This window comes from Reticulibacter mediterranei, from assembly GCF_016587455.1.
This window is the reverse complement of sequence record NZ_BNJK01000002.1, coordinates 2,609,645-2,623,832: the sequence shown is the minus strand read 5'-3', so window position 1 is coordinate 2,623,832 and position 14,188 is coordinate 2,609,645. Positions and strand designations below refer to the sequence as shown.

The following is a 14,188-nucleotide window of genomic DNA, read 5'->3' as shown; positions in this document are numbered from 1 at the left end:
CACGTATCTCGGTCTTAGGTCTCTTTCGTCAGCCCAGCGTCTCTGGCACGAATAATCGCCTCCGCTCGTCCGGCCACCTGTAGCTTACTGAAAATCGTGGAGACATGGTTGCGCACCGTCTTGGGAGAGAGGACCAGGCGTTCGGCGATAGCCGGATTGGTATAGCCTTGCGCAATCAGAGTCAGGATCTCCCGCTCACGTTCGGTTAATTCAGGAAAAGGATGTGTGATCTGTGGATTCTTCGGTGGCTTGCCAAAATAGCCGATCAAGCGACGCGCAATCGTCGGGCTAAAGATCGCCTCGCCTTTGCTCACCCCAGTGATAGCTCGGATCGTCTCATCCCCCTCTGCTCCCTTGAGCAGGTAGCCACGAGCCCCTGCTCGCATGGCTGCAAATACCGATTCATCGTCGTCGAACATGGTTAACATCAGGATACCTACTTGCGGCGTTGCCGCCAGGATACGGCGCGTGGCTTCAATCCCATTGAGTCCGGGCATGTTGACATCCATGAGAATCACATCTGGCAGAGCCTGTGCAGCTAGAGTTGTGACCTCCTCTCCAGAGGTCGCCTCTCCCACCACTTCCATCGTTGTCGCCTCTGCCATTAAGAGCGCACGCAGGCCATAGCGGAACACTGGATGATCATCGGCAATCAGCACACGAATACGACTCATCGCAGCCCTTCTCCTTTCTGTGCCGTCTCGTTCTCCTCTGGTCGTCCGACCGGGAGCTGGGCACACACTCGCGTTCCCCCTTGTGTTCTGGCTTCCACCTGACAGGTGCCGCCCAATTCCTCAGCCCGCTCACGCATCGAGGTGAGTCCCACGCCACTGCGCACTCCAGGTGGCAATCCCTGCCCATCATCGCTCACCTCCACCTCCAGCGCCTCTTGTTGCAAACGGAGACCAATCGTGGCATGGGTAGCATGGGCATGGCGCACCACATTGGTCAGGGCCTCCTGCACAATCCGATAGCAGGCCATCTCAATAGCGGCAGGCAAAGGGGGCAACGCCTCTGGAGCAGAGAGCGTCAGCTCAATGCCGCTGGCATGGTACTGTGCTATCTGTTCCTGCAAGGCGGCTAGCAACCCCAGATCGTCGAGGGCTGGCGGACGGAGCGCATAGACGAGGCGACGAATATCGGCGATGGCTTCCTGGGCGTGGGTGGTGGCATCGGTCAGCAAGTGTTCTGCTGTGTCAGGGTCCTGACGCAGCAGTTTCTTGATCGCTGAGAGCGTCAACGTCTGGCTGGAGAGTTGTGGACCCAGCCCATCATGCAGATCCCGCCGCAAGCGCCGCCGCTCTTCTTCACGTGCGGTCACCAGGCGCTCACGTGAGCGTTGCAGATCGACTGTCAGTTGTTGCAGGTTCGTCAGCAGCAGGGCTGAATGCAACGCCATGCCAATCTGGGGAGCCAGATCGCGCACTAGCCGCAGATCAGCAGGGGTCAGTTCCTCCTCGCGCCCGCGTGGGGAGAGGATCAATTCGCCCAGGTGCTTGCCCTGATGAACCAGGGGCATCCGTGTCTCTACGGCAGTTCCTCTGCTACTGCCAAAGGCCGCCGCCAGCAGAGGAGGCTCGGTGCCAGGCAGAACCTGCTCCCGCTTCCAGACAATAGCAACGTAGGGAAGCTTGAGGGTCTGGGCCACCGTCTCCACAATCGTGGGCAGGATGCTCTCAGCGGGCAACGTCTCCCCCAAGCGTTGACCTAAGCGCGAGAGCACGCGATAGGGTTCGTGGCGATCCCCAAACATGAAGCGGTTCACCCCCTGCTGCAACCATTGGCGCAACGGTTGAAACAGCACGGCAATCAGTGCAGTTGCCAGCAGCGAAAAGAACAGGTCGTTCTCTGCCCGCAAGAGCGCACTAGCCCCAAAGACGATGAGCACATACAAACCCAGCGTACTTGCTGTAAGCAGAGCATAGACCAGTGCGCGATTGATGAGGATATCGATGTCCCAGAGTCGATAGCGCAGCATGGCGATGCCGATGCCGAGAGGAATGGGCACGTATGAAAGCGCCAGGGTAGCCGGTCCCAAGAGTTGATAGAAGGAATCTAGACGGTTGAGAGAAGAGATGACCAGGGGCAACAGACTCCAGACGGCAAAGAATGCCAGGGTTGTTGCAAAGCCAAAGGCAAACCACTTAATTTGCAAGCGTTGGAGAGGGGAAGCGACCCGTCGATAGCGATAGATCTGGGTGCCGACCGCGCTGCCATAGACCACGAGCGTTTCAAACTGGTTCAGCAGCGGGGGCCAGTTGTCAAAATTGTAGGGATAGGGCAAGATATAGAAGCCAAACTGGATCACGAAAAGAGCGGTCAACATCCAGGACCAGCGGGGCACAAAGCGCCCATTTGGGAAGGTGTAGAAGAGGATGCCTAGAGCGGGCCATTGTAGGATGATCAGCAGCCAGAAGATGGGCAACCAGACGCCTGATGGTTCAAGAACCAGATGCACTTCTGAAATGCCAAAGCAACCAAAGGTGATCAAGAGCAGCGAGACAAAAAGCCCCATAATCTCATCCGATTTGTGCCAGAAGATCAGTACACCCACAGCCAGGAACAGCAGGGTCACGGCCAGGTCGCAGATCAACGCGTAGACAGCATAGGCATTGAGTGAAAAGCCGTAATGAGCAAGGGCAGGAAGCTGCGTGGAACGGATTTGGAGATAATTGCAAGCCGCTCCTGTTGGATCGCTGCAGGCTGTGTGAAGCAGGGCGACGAAGGCCGGGAGATTGACCAGAAGAACACCGAACTCGAACAGTGCGATGAGCAGCCATAGGAGCCTTGCGCTTACGAGCACACATCCATGTAAGCGCATCTCCGTTTCCCTCGCCTGTTTCCAATTGGCTACGGAAGATTGTTGGGCTGCTTGCCCTGGTATCTTATCAAGGTGCATCCTGGTCCCTTCCTGTTTCTCTTGCGTCAGCTCTTCCTTGTCTCTATCGTACCATGCTTAACTAAATCACCGCGAACGTTAGATGTCTACATGTACTAAAGAACAGATAAAGCATGATAAGTGGCAAATGCCCTCCCAAGTGAGCAGGGGTTGCCCCCAATCATGAGCAGCACAGCCATTGGTCGGTTAAGAAATCGCCTCTGAAGCCATTTCCGTTTCCCGCTCGTTGGTAATTAACGCCTCCAACCAAAAGGCGCACCTCCGCAGCTAGTGTCGTCCTCCTCCCCGTCTCTCCCTATGGCTCTATCGGCAATGGCGGCCCGACCCACTCCAGGTCATAGGCGCGCCACAGTGCTGGATCTGGTGGTGCCATCGAGGCGGTCTTGGCCAGTTCGCGGAAAAACGCTTCTATCTTGCCTGCAGGAGTGAGCACGGCGAGGAGCCTGCCCTTGCCCTCACCGACGTTCGCCCAGGCGTGGGGCACCCGGCGCGGCGCCAGCACAGCATCACCCGACGTGAGCCTGAACCGTTCCGCTGCGACCTCAATGAGGAATTGCCCCTCAAGCACATAGAACCACTCATCCTGCCCAACGTGCAGGTGGCGCTCGGGCCCGCCCTTGGCGTGGCTCGTCACTTCTATAATCAGCAGGCCAGTGCTCTCCTGTGAGGTCACCTTGTAATCAATCGTGTTGATGCCGAGTCTGCGTTGTTCGCCAAAGCGATCCTGGCCCGCCGCGACCAGGAGCGCGGATGGAATGTTAGGCACTGTGTTCGTGTCTGTCGGTTCGATCATGTGAAACTCCCTTCTCCAAGTCTGAATTTACAACCCTTCTCTGCTTTCCGTCCACTCTAGAGTGGCTTGCCAGCCGATCAATGACCATGCTGCTCATGATTGGGAGCAACGGCTCGCATTTGAAGGCAAACCCTGCTCAATTGGAAGGACATTTACCAATGAGAGAAGACGCAAAACATGCTCTCTGGCCGTCCAAGCAGGGACACCCTGGTCAGGAGAGTGAGTGCCCCCAGGGTGTTCCATGCTATGGGACATTGGTTCAGTGGAGCGCCGCTGGAGCAGGAGAGGAAGCTTCTACTCCTCTCGCCTTTGGCTGTTGCGTCAAGATCAGGCCAACCCAGCCATAGGCAATCGCGGCAGAGACGATCCCTACCAGGCCGATGAGTGCGACCAGCGCACCACTCGCGAAGGTGGTCACCGGGCTGAGGACTGCCGAAACCATGAGCAGGATACCGACCCACGAGGGAAAGACCTTCGCCCGGACGACCGCGCTTCCCAGCAGAAGGGGTCCGATGATTCCCAACACGGTTGCACCGAGACCGAAGGCGGCTAGACTCGTCTCGTATCCAGCGTTAATGAGGTTGGGTGCTTTTTCAGCAAGCAACGGCAGGATCGAGACAAAGTAGGCAACCGTTGCCATGCCCAGAAAGTTGCCCAGTCCCACAAGGAACACCCCGATAAGTCCTAACATCCCTCCACGTCCTGCTGCCTGGCGCAGGTAAAGCGCTGGCAAACCAAGCACAACGAGCACGGTCCCCACGAAAGTTAGACTCCAGAAGGGTGACCACAGCGAGCTGAGTATAGTGCCGGGTGAAGCACTGAGACTGATATCGAGGAAAAGCGTCATGAGGCCTGCGATGACACTCACCAGGGCACCGAGCAGCAAGATCATGCCACTCAAACGAAACAGTGTGGTAGAAGACATCATTTTTTCTCCTTGTCTAGTTGTGTATGGAAGCTTCTCGCGTCACAGCGGAACCGAAGTAACAACGGGAGATGATCCACCGCTTCGCGCCAATACCTGGATGCGTCCCTTTGTGAGTTGCTTGAAGATGATGCGCCGCAGACGAGCCGTCTTGCGGACATCGCCCCATTCTTGTGGTCTCTTCCAGGCCCAGTTGGAACGCGGTCCAGGCCGGCAGGTCGCCCTGTGTGCTCGGACGCTGCAACAGCTCAAGAAGAGAGGCCATGCTCATCTCGCTAACATCCTGCTTCATGAATGCAACTCTTTCTGTCCTCTCTCACAAGCATAGCTGTTGAAGAAGTGTTTGTGATGGGACCGGTGTCCTGATTCTCCTAAGAAGAAATGTCCCAGGCTGGCATCCTTCTCTGGGACACCATGTCCTGGCACAAGCCCTTCTCAGCCAACAATGTAGTTGGAGGAAAGAGCAAAACACCAGCCGCCTTTTCCTGAAAGAGCATGGTGTGGATTGTGCCAGCTTGCGCCGCGTAGCCTAGATTGACACAACCATCTCTAGCGGAAAGCGTATTTTCCATGTGATAGGGGCATTGGCCGAGTTTGAACGTGACTCATTGGTGAGAGAATCAAGGAACTGATGGAGGCTATTTCACTGGCTCCTGCTGGCCTCGTCTCGCCTTCAAGACCGCATTGACAAGCCTTATGTCCTATTTTTGCACGTATCTCGGTCCTGGGTCCTCAATCTCCCCAAAAAGCTTGCTGACGAGTCGCTCCAGTTTTTCTGGTCCAGGCAGACAGTGACGACGCAACCGATGGATTTCAATAACTGTGCGATAATGGAGATATATTACAGTTCCTAACCCTTTTACCTTCTTAGAAAATATGGTGGTAGAATGTTTAGGTTATACTAGAGAATATGTTATTAGGATCTGCTAATCAGATTCTTCTCAGCAATTTGGGTATTGCGGTGGTGCCCTAACTCGCTCGTTTTCCGAGCAGGATACACTTGGTGCCACGATGTATATGGCTCCCCAGAAAGGAATTGGATCATGCCCGCCCGGAAGTCGATCAATATGTGTTGGCTGTGTTCGCCTTACAAATCGATCACCGGAAAGCTATCCTTTCACGGGTCGATCCACGGCAGGACATATGGAAGCATTCTTTTGAGATAGAACATCTATCCAGAAGGAACCATGCTGGAACTGTTCTTCGAGATTTCACTCAACAAGGAACTCATCCTGCCTTTTTCTTTCTTGCTGGCCCCTGGCCTGCCTGAGCATCACACTTTTTGTCGCGCGCTCATCAATACGACCATGATTGAAATCGGAGTCTATACGCCGGATCTGTGGTGTATTGGCTGGCGGCGGATGGTGTGGCCGGAGCGATACCGGCAGAAACTGACGGCGATCTTGCGCGAGCGCCATGCAAAAGGATCGTGGAACACGTTATCGGTGGTCGTTTCCTGCCAGAACAAGGACTTGTGCATTCCGTTCGGCTCGTTCATGGACTGGTCCAAGCCTCGGTACGCTACGGCGCACGTGCGTATCCAGCAAATGTCTCTGAAGTCAGGCGTTCTCTTTGTTGGCGGGTTTTCTGGCCATGGTATGCCCTTTGGAATGCATCTAGGGCAATTACTGGCAACAGCGGTCATCAATGGTGCACTTCCATCGGCTCTTCCCTCTTTCCGATTAAATCGCCCCTCACTTCTGAGATGAGAACTTCCCTAACGGGTTCGCTCGTTTCTATAAGGGGCAATAAAAAACATGGCATAAGAAAGGAAGCATGAAAAGATGGATGGGAATGAAATTGAGACCTATCTTCGGACGTTAGATGATGAGTTAGGGAAGAAGCGCGGCATCAGAAAGCCAGTGCGCCTGGTGGTTGTGGGCGGTGTCTATATGGTGTTTTTTTTAAGGAACCGATCCTCGACAAAAGACATAGACATCATGCCACTGGACTTTCCTGACACGACGCATCCAAACCAGGAGACACGAGCCTTCCGAGCGGCGGTGCACGCGGTAGCAAAAGCACATAGGATTAAACGTGATTGGATGAACGACGTGGTGGCCGCCTTCTCCCCGGATCTTGATCCCAACTCTCTCATTTTATGGCAGAACTATCCGAATCTCCAAGTGTATGTTCCCCAGGCCGATTTTATTTTGGCGCTCAAGTTGCTTGCTGGCCGTGATCGAGATGAGGACGACATCCTGGCACTCTGCCAGAAACTCAGCATCCAGACTCGTGAACAGGCTCAGGCACTTGTTGATCGCTATGCAGATCGGAGCTGGCAACTGGAGTGTAATCTGACTGCCACGCTCGACGCATTGTTTTAGAAGAACGAGATCGTCCTTCTTCTCACGCTATGATATAATAAAGGGAGCAGAAAGGCGGGTGATAGAGACCATGTGGGCTGACCTACAGACGATGCAAATGACCTACCAGCTGATAGTGCAAGGCGAGAGACCCTGGACAGCTCTAGGGGACTTTCTCAACTATTGGCATGCATATGCAGCGGATCGGCGCGCGGAGTTGGTGCATGATCCCATTCAGGAACCAGTCGAGGTGACACTAGAACTCCGCCGCTGGGCAGCATTTTGTGCGGCCAGTGTCGAGTTCCTGTGCCAAACAGATGCTCTTCCTTGCCCACAGTGGATTTACGATCCGACCTATATCTTGTCAGAAGGCTGGTTTACGGGGTTAGGAGCGACAAAATCTCACATCCAAGAGCGGCTCAAACAAGAAGCGCCAGAGCCATTTATCAGACGCAATATCTATTGTAGTCCTCGCGCATTTGCCAATAAATATGCAACAGCGGCTAGCGTCCAACGGCAAACAGCCTGATCCGATCGGTTCTGTCAGAACTCAAACAATGTCGTGGCAAAGTGGTTACATTTCTGGTATGCTTCTCCTCAAAAAAGAAAGTTGAGCGAGGAGCATTGGTTTATGAACTGCCCCTAGTGCCTAACTCATGAGCTATCTGCGCAATCGGCTTGCCGCTGGTGACATTTCTCAAATAACATTTCGCCTTTCTCAGAAATAATGATTGTTGGACACATTCGGTGTGCCTACCTGACTTCGGAAAGCTACTGATCAGGCATCGGGGATGGAGGGAATCAACCCTTTGTGGAATGCTGCCTCCTGGATCTCCCTGGGTGCTTGGCGCACATCAATGATGAGCCCATTCACCTCAAGCATCCAGATCAAAGGGTTCTTGTCAACCATGGAGGGGATCGACCAGTCCGGGTCCATGGGATACATGCCCAAGAGGTCGCGGATCTGTTTGGATTTCGCCTGCATCGTGCTCGAACTGAGATCGAAATACTCCCAGATCTGGCTTGCTGCAATATGAGGGGTTTGTGAAGAATCAAAGAGAAAGTTGACCATGCCCAACGCATGAATCATCCCGCATGCCCAGGTGGGAGCCTTCCCCCGTGCCAGTGGTGAAGGACGTTTCCGGCACAAGGTCGCCGCCAGCTCACGGCAGAGTTGGAGATACTCGTCATTTAAGTAGGTCTGACTGAAGGTATCTGTGAGCAGGGTGATCTCCTCGAAGCGCTTCTGCATCTCTTTTGGAACCTGTTGTGATGTACTCCGTTTGGCCATATCTTCCTCCTTCGCGTCTTCATTGTAGCGCATCACCGCGAGAGATGATCATCCGTCAAGCACCGACTATGCAACTGCGGCGGCTGCCGATGTTGACCCAGTGCCACGTGTTTCACGAGTAGCAGAAACCGCCACCTGAGAGGAGCGTTTACGCTGTTCTTTACGCAATGATTCCCCTGCTGTTGGGTGAAGCAGAACACGGCGTTGCAGTAGCGCAAATCCGGCTTGCCCGTAGGAACTGCGCTTGATCCATTTTACTAGATTTCCAAAACCTTCGACCACTCCGTTGCTCCATGCCAGGCTACATCCGTTGGTAACTGCCCCCGCATCGTCGGCTAGTCCATCAACAAAAGTGATCAGTTCCGCGATCCCACTGGCTTGGACAGCAGTTTTCCATTGCTCCAGATGCATCGGCCCCTCATGTTTTCGTGAGGTGCCTGCCAAAGTCCTGCGCGAGCTTGAACACGACTGCGATGGTCTCGTTGCTCTGGATGAGCTGATCTAGATAGGCTACTTGCTCTCTTGTACGGCTTTGTGCTGGCCTCACCATCATAAGCGCAACGCCTCTGGAGGAAGGAGGTTTGTCCCAGATGACTGTCTGCTTGGAGACAGGGCGCGCGACTTGCCGACGAAAGGGGTGAAGCCGCATCTGAAGCGTGCGCTGCGTCCCCGTATATCCTTGTGCAACAATTTCCTCGTACAACCGGGCAACGTTGTGGCACCCCTGATTCCATCGCAAAGCCAAGTAGGAAAGGTAGGGATCAACGATGGAAGAAGAACGAGATCGTCGTCGCGGAGGTGGAGGCGTTTCTCGTTCGAGAGTACGACAGACTGTGCTCGAACTGACGCCGACAAGCTGGGCAATCTGCTCTTTATGGTAGCCTTGCCGATACAGCTTCCAGATCTGCTTATGAAGTTTTACTTGTTGGCGATGACGTGCCTGCCGCTCTTGTGCGACTTTTTCAGGGACTGCCATTTTCGCAGTTGGTGTGGATCGTCAGCGGCGGTCTGTCGGTCCTACGCCACTACATCATTCGTCTGCTGCTCGCCCGTTCCCGCACGTTTCCTTGGCACGCTCCACGTTTGCTGGAAGAGGCCACCACGCGCATTTTGCTGCGGCGTGTAGGCGGTGGCTACAGTTTTCCCCAGCAGACGCCTTGACGGTTCAGAGGGTTGTGTTACAAAAATTGGAGAAAAAGAAATGGGGCGTGAGTGGTTCTCTCAAGCTTAGACTGCTACGCCGAACAGCCTGGCGACCTGCGCGACCTGCCATCTCACATCCCCTTTTTCCGCCCCTTGCAGTTGTCCTTTTCGCATCATGTTCATCATCTCCTATCCCTATAATGTTCGTCTGGCGGCCTCGAAGGAGAAAAAGCCCATTGCAGGCTCGTCAATCGTTTGATGAAACGATGATCTTGTTCCATCAAGTTATTCAGGTATTTGACTTGCCTCAACTCACAGCTTTCGGGGAGACATCCTTCCGCTTTCAGCTCGTTGAACGCTTTGGGGTAAGCGGCGTTTTTGTCGACGTTGATGACACGCGGCCCACTGCAATGAGAGGCTACAAGCGTTTTGAACAAGAAGTGTTTCGCGGCTTGCGCATCTCTTGTCGGGCTGAGGAAGAAATGAGGCAGTGCTCAGAAATGCAGACCTCACCAAAGCCAATCTCGGCAATGCGGTGCTTACTGAAGCCGATTTCACCGGAGCAGATCTCGCTCTCGATCAACTGCCAACATTGCCTCTCTTTCAGGGACATGGCTCCAAAATGGATCTCTTTATCAAGAGGTATCCGATCCATTGAACCAGAAGGAACAAGCCAAAAACCGCGATGCCTGTGTAGCGCAGTATGGTGGTACCGTTTGTCTAGACAGAAAAAGGCCAATTTTGAGAGTAAACTCAGCAGTATGGAAAAGTCAAAACAAATGCTCAGAACGATACACTGCAAAAGGTGTTTTGTAGTCCAATGACTGGTGATATCGCTCATAGTTGTAAAGCTGGAAGTGCTGAGCAAGTCCATTTCTTGCATCTGAAACTGTTTGATAATCTTTGAGATAGACTTCCTCATACTTCACGCTACGCCATAAACGCTCTACAAACACATTGTCTAAGGCTCGCCCTCGCCCATCTCAACTGATGCGAATGTGTGAGCGCAGAAGACGAGTGGTAAACTCTTGACTCGTAAACTGAACCCCCTGATCTGTATTGAAAATCTGAAGCTGGCCAGCCCGTAGTGCTCGCTCAAGTGCGTCCAAGCAGAAGCATGTATCTAGCGTGGTTGACAGTTCCCAAGCCAGGACAAATCGGCTGAACCAATCAATAATCGCTACGAGATACACAAACCCTTGCCTCAGGCGGATGTAGGTAATATCACTGCTCTACACGTGATCGCGGCTGGTGATGCTCGTTCCTCGTAACAGGTACGGATACCGCACGCTCGGTTCGCTTGGTTGGCTCACCCGTGGTTTTGGATAGATCGTCTCCAGCCCCATGCGTTGCATCAGCCGCCTCACGCGTTTGCGATTCACCGCATATCCTTGCTCTGCAGGGAATACGCGTGTATTGTTGAAACACATTAGCAAGAGGTCTTCCTCGCTCTCAGGTACGGGTTCATAATAGTAACTGGACCGAGCTAATCCCAACAGCTCACATTGACGGACAATCGATAACTGCGGATACTTCGGCTCGATCAGAAGACGCTTCTGTTCAACGGTACGGCCCTGATTTTTTTGAGAAAATCCAACTCCACTTTGAGCTGACCGATCTCTTGATATAAATTGGCGATGAGGGCTTCCTCATTCTTTCCCCGTTCCGATCCTGGCTGGGCGAAGATCTGTGGCAGTTCATCAAGGACTTGCTTCTTCCATTGCGTTATCTGTGTGGTATGCACTCCATACTCTGAAGGTATCTCATTGAGTGTTTTTGCCCTTTGATCGCTTCTAATGCCACTTTGGCTTTAAAAGCACTGCTATACTTTTTTGGTGAACTTGCCACGGATTTCTTCCTTGTGAATGCGCTCTCCCTTCTGCTATTTTATCTCATTGACCTGTCCAGTTTTCCACCCCCATTATAAACAAGCAGTCTCTTACGCTTCCAAAATGCTTCTCTCCTTCGTTTAAAAGATAGAAGAATGCGTTTCATGTAGAACATGGAGCAGAGATGGAGAAACGTGTAGAGAAGGGATATCTATGCTTGAACAGCCTACAGAGGGCGCTCGGGAATCTGTAAGCGTATTCTGTTCGTATGCCCACGAGGACGAAATATGGCTCCGGAAGCTGGAAAAACATTTGAGTTTGCTCCAGCGGCATGGACTCATTTCTTTCTGGTATAATCGACTTCTTCCTCTTGGAACAGATTGGGCAAAGGATGTTGATGCGCATCTAGAAACAGCCTCCCTTATTTTGCTGCTCGTGAGTGCCGATTTCTTCGCTTCCGACTACTGTTATGGGATCGAAATGAAACGCGCTTTGGAACGTGAGGCGGCAGGAGAAGCACGCGTTCTTCCTATTCTCGTGCGTTCAGCGGACTACACAGATGCCCCATTTGCACATCTACAAGCTCTCCCCACTGACGCGAAACCCATCGCATCCTGGCAGTATAAAGATGCCGCACTCACCGATGTTGCCGCTGGCATTCGCCGGGTTATTGTTGAAGAACTGCCAAACCTTACAGCCAGCACTCCTCGTGCGTCAAAGCTTCCGATCCGGAATATTCCTTTTGCGCGAAACCATCTCTTCAGAGGACGTGATACCGAACTGGCTCAATTGCAAACCCAGTTGCAACAGAATAAAACTGCCAAGACGAGTACCATGCTTGCCATCACCGGGCTGGGTGGCATGGGCAAGACACAGCTTGCCATCGAATATGCGTATGAGCACAGCCACCAGTATCAGGCCGTCCTCTGGGTCCGTGCAGATACCATTGAAACGCTCAATGCCTCCTACAACGAACTCGCCATGCTCTTGAATCTTCCTGAAAAGAATCTGGTAGAACAACCACAAATCATCACGGCCGTCAAAACCTGGCTGAAAACTCATTCCCATTGGTTGCTGATCCTGGATAATGTCAACGATGTCAGTATCCTCCAAGATTTCCTCCCTCCTGACTTTGCTGGCAGCGTTCTGCTTACTACCCAGGTTGGTGCTCTCGGCAAGTTCGCCAAACGCTTTGAAGTCAAAAAATTCTCAGAGGAGATAGGGATAGACTTTCTCTTCCGGAGGAGCGGAACCCTCGAAGACCCTCATGCACCCGAAACACTCGATCCCCAGGAACGCGAAGCCGCTCGCGACATTGTCCGCGAACTCGACGGTTTACCGCTGGCTCTCGATCAAGCTGGAGCCTATATTGAGAGAACCTCTTGCGGTTTTCAGGGCTACCTGAACCTGTACCGCAAAGAACGCAAGCAACTACTCAAAGAACGCGGTGAACAGGAAGACGACCATCCCGCTCCGGTTGCCACGACCTGGCAACTGGCCTTTCAACGCATTGCCAAAGCCAACCCGGCGGCTGCTGACCTTCTACGCCTCTGCGCCTTTCTTGCTTCTGACGACATTCCTGAAGCGTTCATTACGGAGGGTGCATCTGAACTTCCCAGTTCACTTCAAAAGCTTGCTCGCTCCCCGCTCAAGTTGAATGCCGCGATTGCGGAACTGCAAAAATACTCGCTAATCTCCCGCAATCCTGTTACTCAGACGCTCGATGTCCATCGCCTCGTCCAGGCTGTCATACGAGATGCCATGACGAAACATGTGGAGCGCATGTGGGAAGGTCGCGCAGTCCGCGTGGTTGCTGCTGTTTTTCCCAATGGAAGGTATGAAACATGGGATCAGTGCATGCGCTACTTGCCTCATGCGCAGTTGTGTATCTCGTCTATTCGAGGGCATACCATCTGGACATATGAAGCCGCTCAATTGCTTCACACGATTGGTTTCTATCTGTATAAACGCGCCCGCTACCTGGAAGCAGAAAGCCTGTACTCTCTGGCACGAACGATTGCAGAAACCATGCGGGAGACAAAACCGCTCTTAACTGCAACGATCCTCAATAAACTTGGGAATTTGTATCATGCCTTGCGCGGACCGGAAGACCCAGAAGCATTGTTGCTTGAAGCTTTTTCTCTCCGAAAAGACGTTGCAGGACCAGATCATCTTGATACCGCCGAGAGCTTCAATGATCTTGCCAGACTCTATTATGTGCGAGCAGACTATGAAACAGCAGAGTCGTTCTACCTGCGCGCCTTAGCGATCCGTGAAAAGCAGCTGGGAGAAACACTCCTGACAGCGGAAAGTTTACAGCAATTAGGAAACCTGTACCATGTCCAAGGTGATTATAAACGAGCAGAACCTCTCTATCAACAGGCATTAGTGATCCAGCAACGTCATTTGGGGCCAGACCATCTTGATACGCTCGATACGCTAGAATGCTTGCTCTACCTTCACCATACACATGGAACCGACTCAGAATCCGGCTATCAATCTATATTGGATGCACGTCTCAGAATGCTCGGCACAGAACATCAACACACAGCGATCAGTCTGTATGGCTTAGCCCGTTTTTATAAAGATCGCCAGGACTATGCACGCGCAGAGCCTCTTTATCAGCAAGCACTTGCTATACAAATCAAGGTCTTAGGAGCAGACCATACTGATGTGGCAGTGCTCCTGGATGACTTGGGAATCGTCTCTCTTGTGCAGGAACGCTATCAACAGGCAGAAGAGTTCTTCCAAAGATCTCTGACTATTCGCATACACAGTAAAGCAAAGGGCGAGAAGCATCCGAGCACAGCAACGAGTATGCACAATCTGGCAATGGTCTATAAAAGCCAGGGACGCTACAAAGAAGCATTGCCTCTTTTTGAGCAAGCTCTGGCTATTCGCCAGGAAAAACTAATGCCTGGGCATACTGACACAAAAACGACGGAGGAACACTATAAAGAAACATTACGCTTGCTCGGCTCAGAGCCACAATCATGAGGCAA

Annotated in this window: 15 protein-coding genes and 3 pseudogenes; 7 read left to right on the top strand and 11 right to left on the bottom strand. The window is 52.7% G+C overall.

Going from position 1 to position 14,188, the window contains the following annotated elements:
* Positions 1–14: 14 nt before the first annotated feature.
* From K3T83_RS50395 to K3T83_RS50375, 5 genes are all read right to left on the bottom strand, one after another.
* Positions 15–674 carry a response regulator gene (locus K3T83_RS50395; RefSeq protein ID WP_220210685.1) on the bottom strand — a complete coding sequence of 220 codons (660 nt, stop codon included), beginning with the start codon at positions 672–674 and terminating at the stop codon, positions 15–17.
* Entirely contained in the window at positions 671–2,899 is a 2,229-nt protein-coding gene (locus K3T83_RS50390; protein ID WP_220210684.1) for a sensor histidine kinase, read from the bottom strand. Before K3T83_RS50390 ends, K3T83_RS50395 begins: the two co-directional genes overlap by 4 nt.
* Before the next feature lie 295 nt (positions 2,900–3,194).
* Positions 3,195–3,692, bottom strand: a complete 498-nt coding sequence (locus tag K3T83_RS50385; RefSeq protein ID WP_220210683.1) for a cupin domain-containing protein — start codon at positions 3,690–3,692, stop codon at positions 3,195–3,197.
* 259 nt (positions 3,693–3,951) lie between these two features.
* On the bottom strand, positions 3,952–4,620 hold the full coding sequence (locus tag K3T83_RS50380; RefSeq protein ID WP_220210682.1) for a hypothetical protein: 669 nt from the start codon (positions 4,618–4,620) through the stop codon (positions 3,952–3,954).
* 13 nt (positions 4,621–4,633) lie between these two features.
* A complete protein-coding gene (locus K3T83_RS50375) occupies positions 4,634–4,909 on the bottom strand; it encodes a hypothetical protein (RefSeq protein ID WP_220210681.1) in 276 nt (91 codons plus the stop codon).
* A gap of 241 nt (positions 4,910–5,150) precedes the next feature.
* Between K3T83_RS50375 and K3T83_RS58360 the strand changes: the two are divergent.
* From K3T83_RS58360 to K3T83_RS50360, 4 genes and pseudogenes are all read left to right on the top strand, one after another.
* Positions 5,151–5,237 (top strand): annotated as a pseudogene (locus tag K3T83_RS58360) (recombinase family protein); the annotation flags it as partial.
* A 567-nt stretch (positions 5,238–5,804) separates the two neighbouring features.
* Entirely contained in the window at positions 5,805–6,326 is a 522-nt protein-coding gene (locus K3T83_RS50370; protein WP_220210680.1) for a hypothetical protein, read from the top strand.
* Between the two features lie 75 nt (positions 6,327–6,401).
* On the top strand, positions 6,402–6,944 hold the full coding sequence (locus K3T83_RS50365; protein WP_220210679.1) for a hypothetical protein: 543 nt from the start codon (positions 6,402–6,404) through the stop codon (positions 6,942–6,944).
* Between the two features lie 58 nt (positions 6,945–7,002).
* Positions 7,003–7,452 (top strand): hypothetical protein, encoded by a 450-nt coding sequence (locus tag K3T83_RS50360; RefSeq protein ID WP_236065267.1) that lies wholly within the window; start codon positions 7,003–7,005, stop codon positions 7,450–7,452.
* A 249-nt stretch (positions 7,453–7,701) separates the two neighbouring features.
* On the opposite strand, the gene K3T83_RS50355 is transcribed toward K3T83_RS50360, so the two are convergent.
* The 3 genes from K3T83_RS50355 to K3T83_RS56835 form a co-directional block, all read right to left on the bottom strand.
* Positions 7,702–8,214 carry a DUF6398 domain-containing protein gene (locus K3T83_RS50355; protein WP_220210678.1) on the bottom strand — a complete coding sequence of 171 codons (513 nt, stop codon included), beginning with the start codon at positions 8,212–8,214 and terminating at the stop codon, positions 7,702–7,704.
* Between the two features lie 66 nt (positions 8,215–8,280).
* Entirely contained in the window at positions 8,281–8,625 is a 345-nt protein-coding gene (locus K3T83_RS56840; protein ID WP_236065266.1) for a transposase, read from the bottom strand.
* Between the two features lie 7 nt (positions 8,626–8,632).
* Entirely contained in the window at positions 8,633–9,190 is a 558-nt protein-coding gene (locus K3T83_RS56835) for a helix-turn-helix domain-containing protein (protein WP_236065265.1), read from the bottom strand.
* A gap of 8 nt (positions 9,191–9,198) precedes the next feature.
* Between K3T83_RS56835 and K3T83_RS50345 the strand changes: the two genes are divergently transcribed.
* Positions 9,199–9,375 (top strand): hypothetical protein, encoded by a 177-nt coding sequence (locus K3T83_RS50345; RefSeq protein ID WP_236065264.1) that lies wholly within the window; start codon positions 9,199–9,201, stop codon positions 9,373–9,375.
* 66 nt (positions 9,376–9,441) lie between these two features.
* Here the strand turns inward: K3T83_RS50345 and K3T83_RS58355 are convergent, their stop codons facing one another.
* Both K3T83_RS58355 and K3T83_RS58350 read right to left on the bottom strand, forming a co-directional pair.
* A complete protein-coding gene (locus tag K3T83_RS58355) occupies positions 9,442–9,534 on the bottom strand; it encodes an integrase (RefSeq protein WP_373324720.1) in 93 nt (30 codons plus the stop codon).
* A 74-nt stretch (positions 9,535–9,608) separates the two neighbouring features.
* A pseudogene (locus tag K3T83_RS58350) lies at positions 9,609–9,839 on the bottom strand (DDE-type integrase/transposase/recombinase); the annotation flags it as partial.
* Between the two features lie 8 nt (positions 9,840–9,847).
* Between K3T83_RS58350 and K3T83_RS50335 the strand changes: the two are divergent.
* Positions 9,848–10,015: a pentapeptide repeat-containing protein gene (locus K3T83_RS50335; RefSeq protein WP_220210676.1), complete on the top strand. Its 168-nt coding sequence runs from the start codon at positions 9,848–9,850 to the stop codon at positions 10,013–10,015.
* Positions 10,016–10,127: 112 nt separating this feature from the next.
* Here the strand turns inward: K3T83_RS50335 and K3T83_RS50330 are convergent.
* A pseudogene (locus tag K3T83_RS50330) lies at positions 10,128–11,205 on the bottom strand (IS3 family transposase).
* 194 nt (positions 11,206–11,399) lie between these two features.
* Here K3T83_RS50330 and K3T83_RS50325 point away from each other — a divergent pair.
* Positions 11,400–14,183: a tetratricopeptide repeat protein gene (locus K3T83_RS50325; RefSeq protein ID WP_220210675.1), complete on the top strand. Its 2,784-nt coding sequence runs from the start codon at positions 11,400–11,402 to the stop codon at positions 14,181–14,183.
* Positions 14,184–14,188: the final 5 nt, after the last annotated feature.

What these genes read in the sequence shown, in the direction of transcription:
- K3T83_RS50395 (WP_220210685.1), bottom strand. Translation starts at nt 674, where the DNA reads ATGAGTCGTATTCGTGTGCTGATTGCCGATGATCATCCAGTGTTCCGC.
- K3T83_RS50390 (WP_220210684.1), bottom strand. Translation starts at nt 2,899, where the DNA reads ATGCACCTTGATAAGATACCAGGGCAAGCAGCCCAACAATCTTCCGTA.
- K3T83_RS50385 (WP_220210683.1), bottom strand. Translation starts at nt 3,692, where the DNA reads ATGATCGAACCGACAGACACGAACACAGTGCCTAACATTCCATCCGCG.
- K3T83_RS50380 (WP_220210682.1), bottom strand. Translation starts at nt 4,620, where the DNA reads ATGATGTCTTCTACCACACTGTTTCGTTTGAGTGGCATGATCTTGCTG.
- K3T83_RS50375 (WP_220210681.1), bottom strand. Translation starts at nt 4,909, where the DNA reads ATGAAGCAGGATGTTAGCGAGATGAGCATGGCCTCTCTTCTTGAGCTG.
- K3T83_RS50370 (WP_220210680.1), top strand. Translation starts at nt 5,805, where the DNA reads ATGCTGGAACTGTTCTTCGAGATTTCACTCAACAAGGAACTCATCCTG.
- K3T83_RS50365 (WP_220210679.1), top strand. Translation starts at nt 6,402, where the DNA reads ATGGATGGGAATGAAATTGAGACCTATCTTCGGACGTTAGATGATGAG.
- K3T83_RS50355 (WP_220210678.1), bottom strand. Translation starts at nt 8,214, where the DNA reads ATGGCCAAACGGAGTACATCACAACAGGTTCCAAAAGAGATGCAGAAG.
- K3T83_RS56840 (WP_236065266.1), bottom strand. Translation starts at nt 8,625, where the DNA reads ATGCATCTGGAGCAATGGAAAACTGCTGTCCAAGCCAGTGGGATCGCG.
- K3T83_RS56835 (WP_236065265.1), bottom strand. Translation starts at nt 9,190, where the DNA reads ATGGCAGTCCCTGAAAAAGTCGCACAAGAGCGGCAGGCACGTCATCGC.
- K3T83_RS58355 (WP_373324720.1), bottom strand. Translation starts at nt 9,534, where the DNA reads ATGATGCGAAAAGGACAACTGCAAGGGGCGGAAAAAGGGGATGTGAGA.
- K3T83_RS50325 (WP_220210675.1), top strand. Translation starts at nt 11,400, where the DNA reads ATGCTTGAACAGCCTACAGAGGGCGCTCGGGAATCTGTAAGCGTATTC.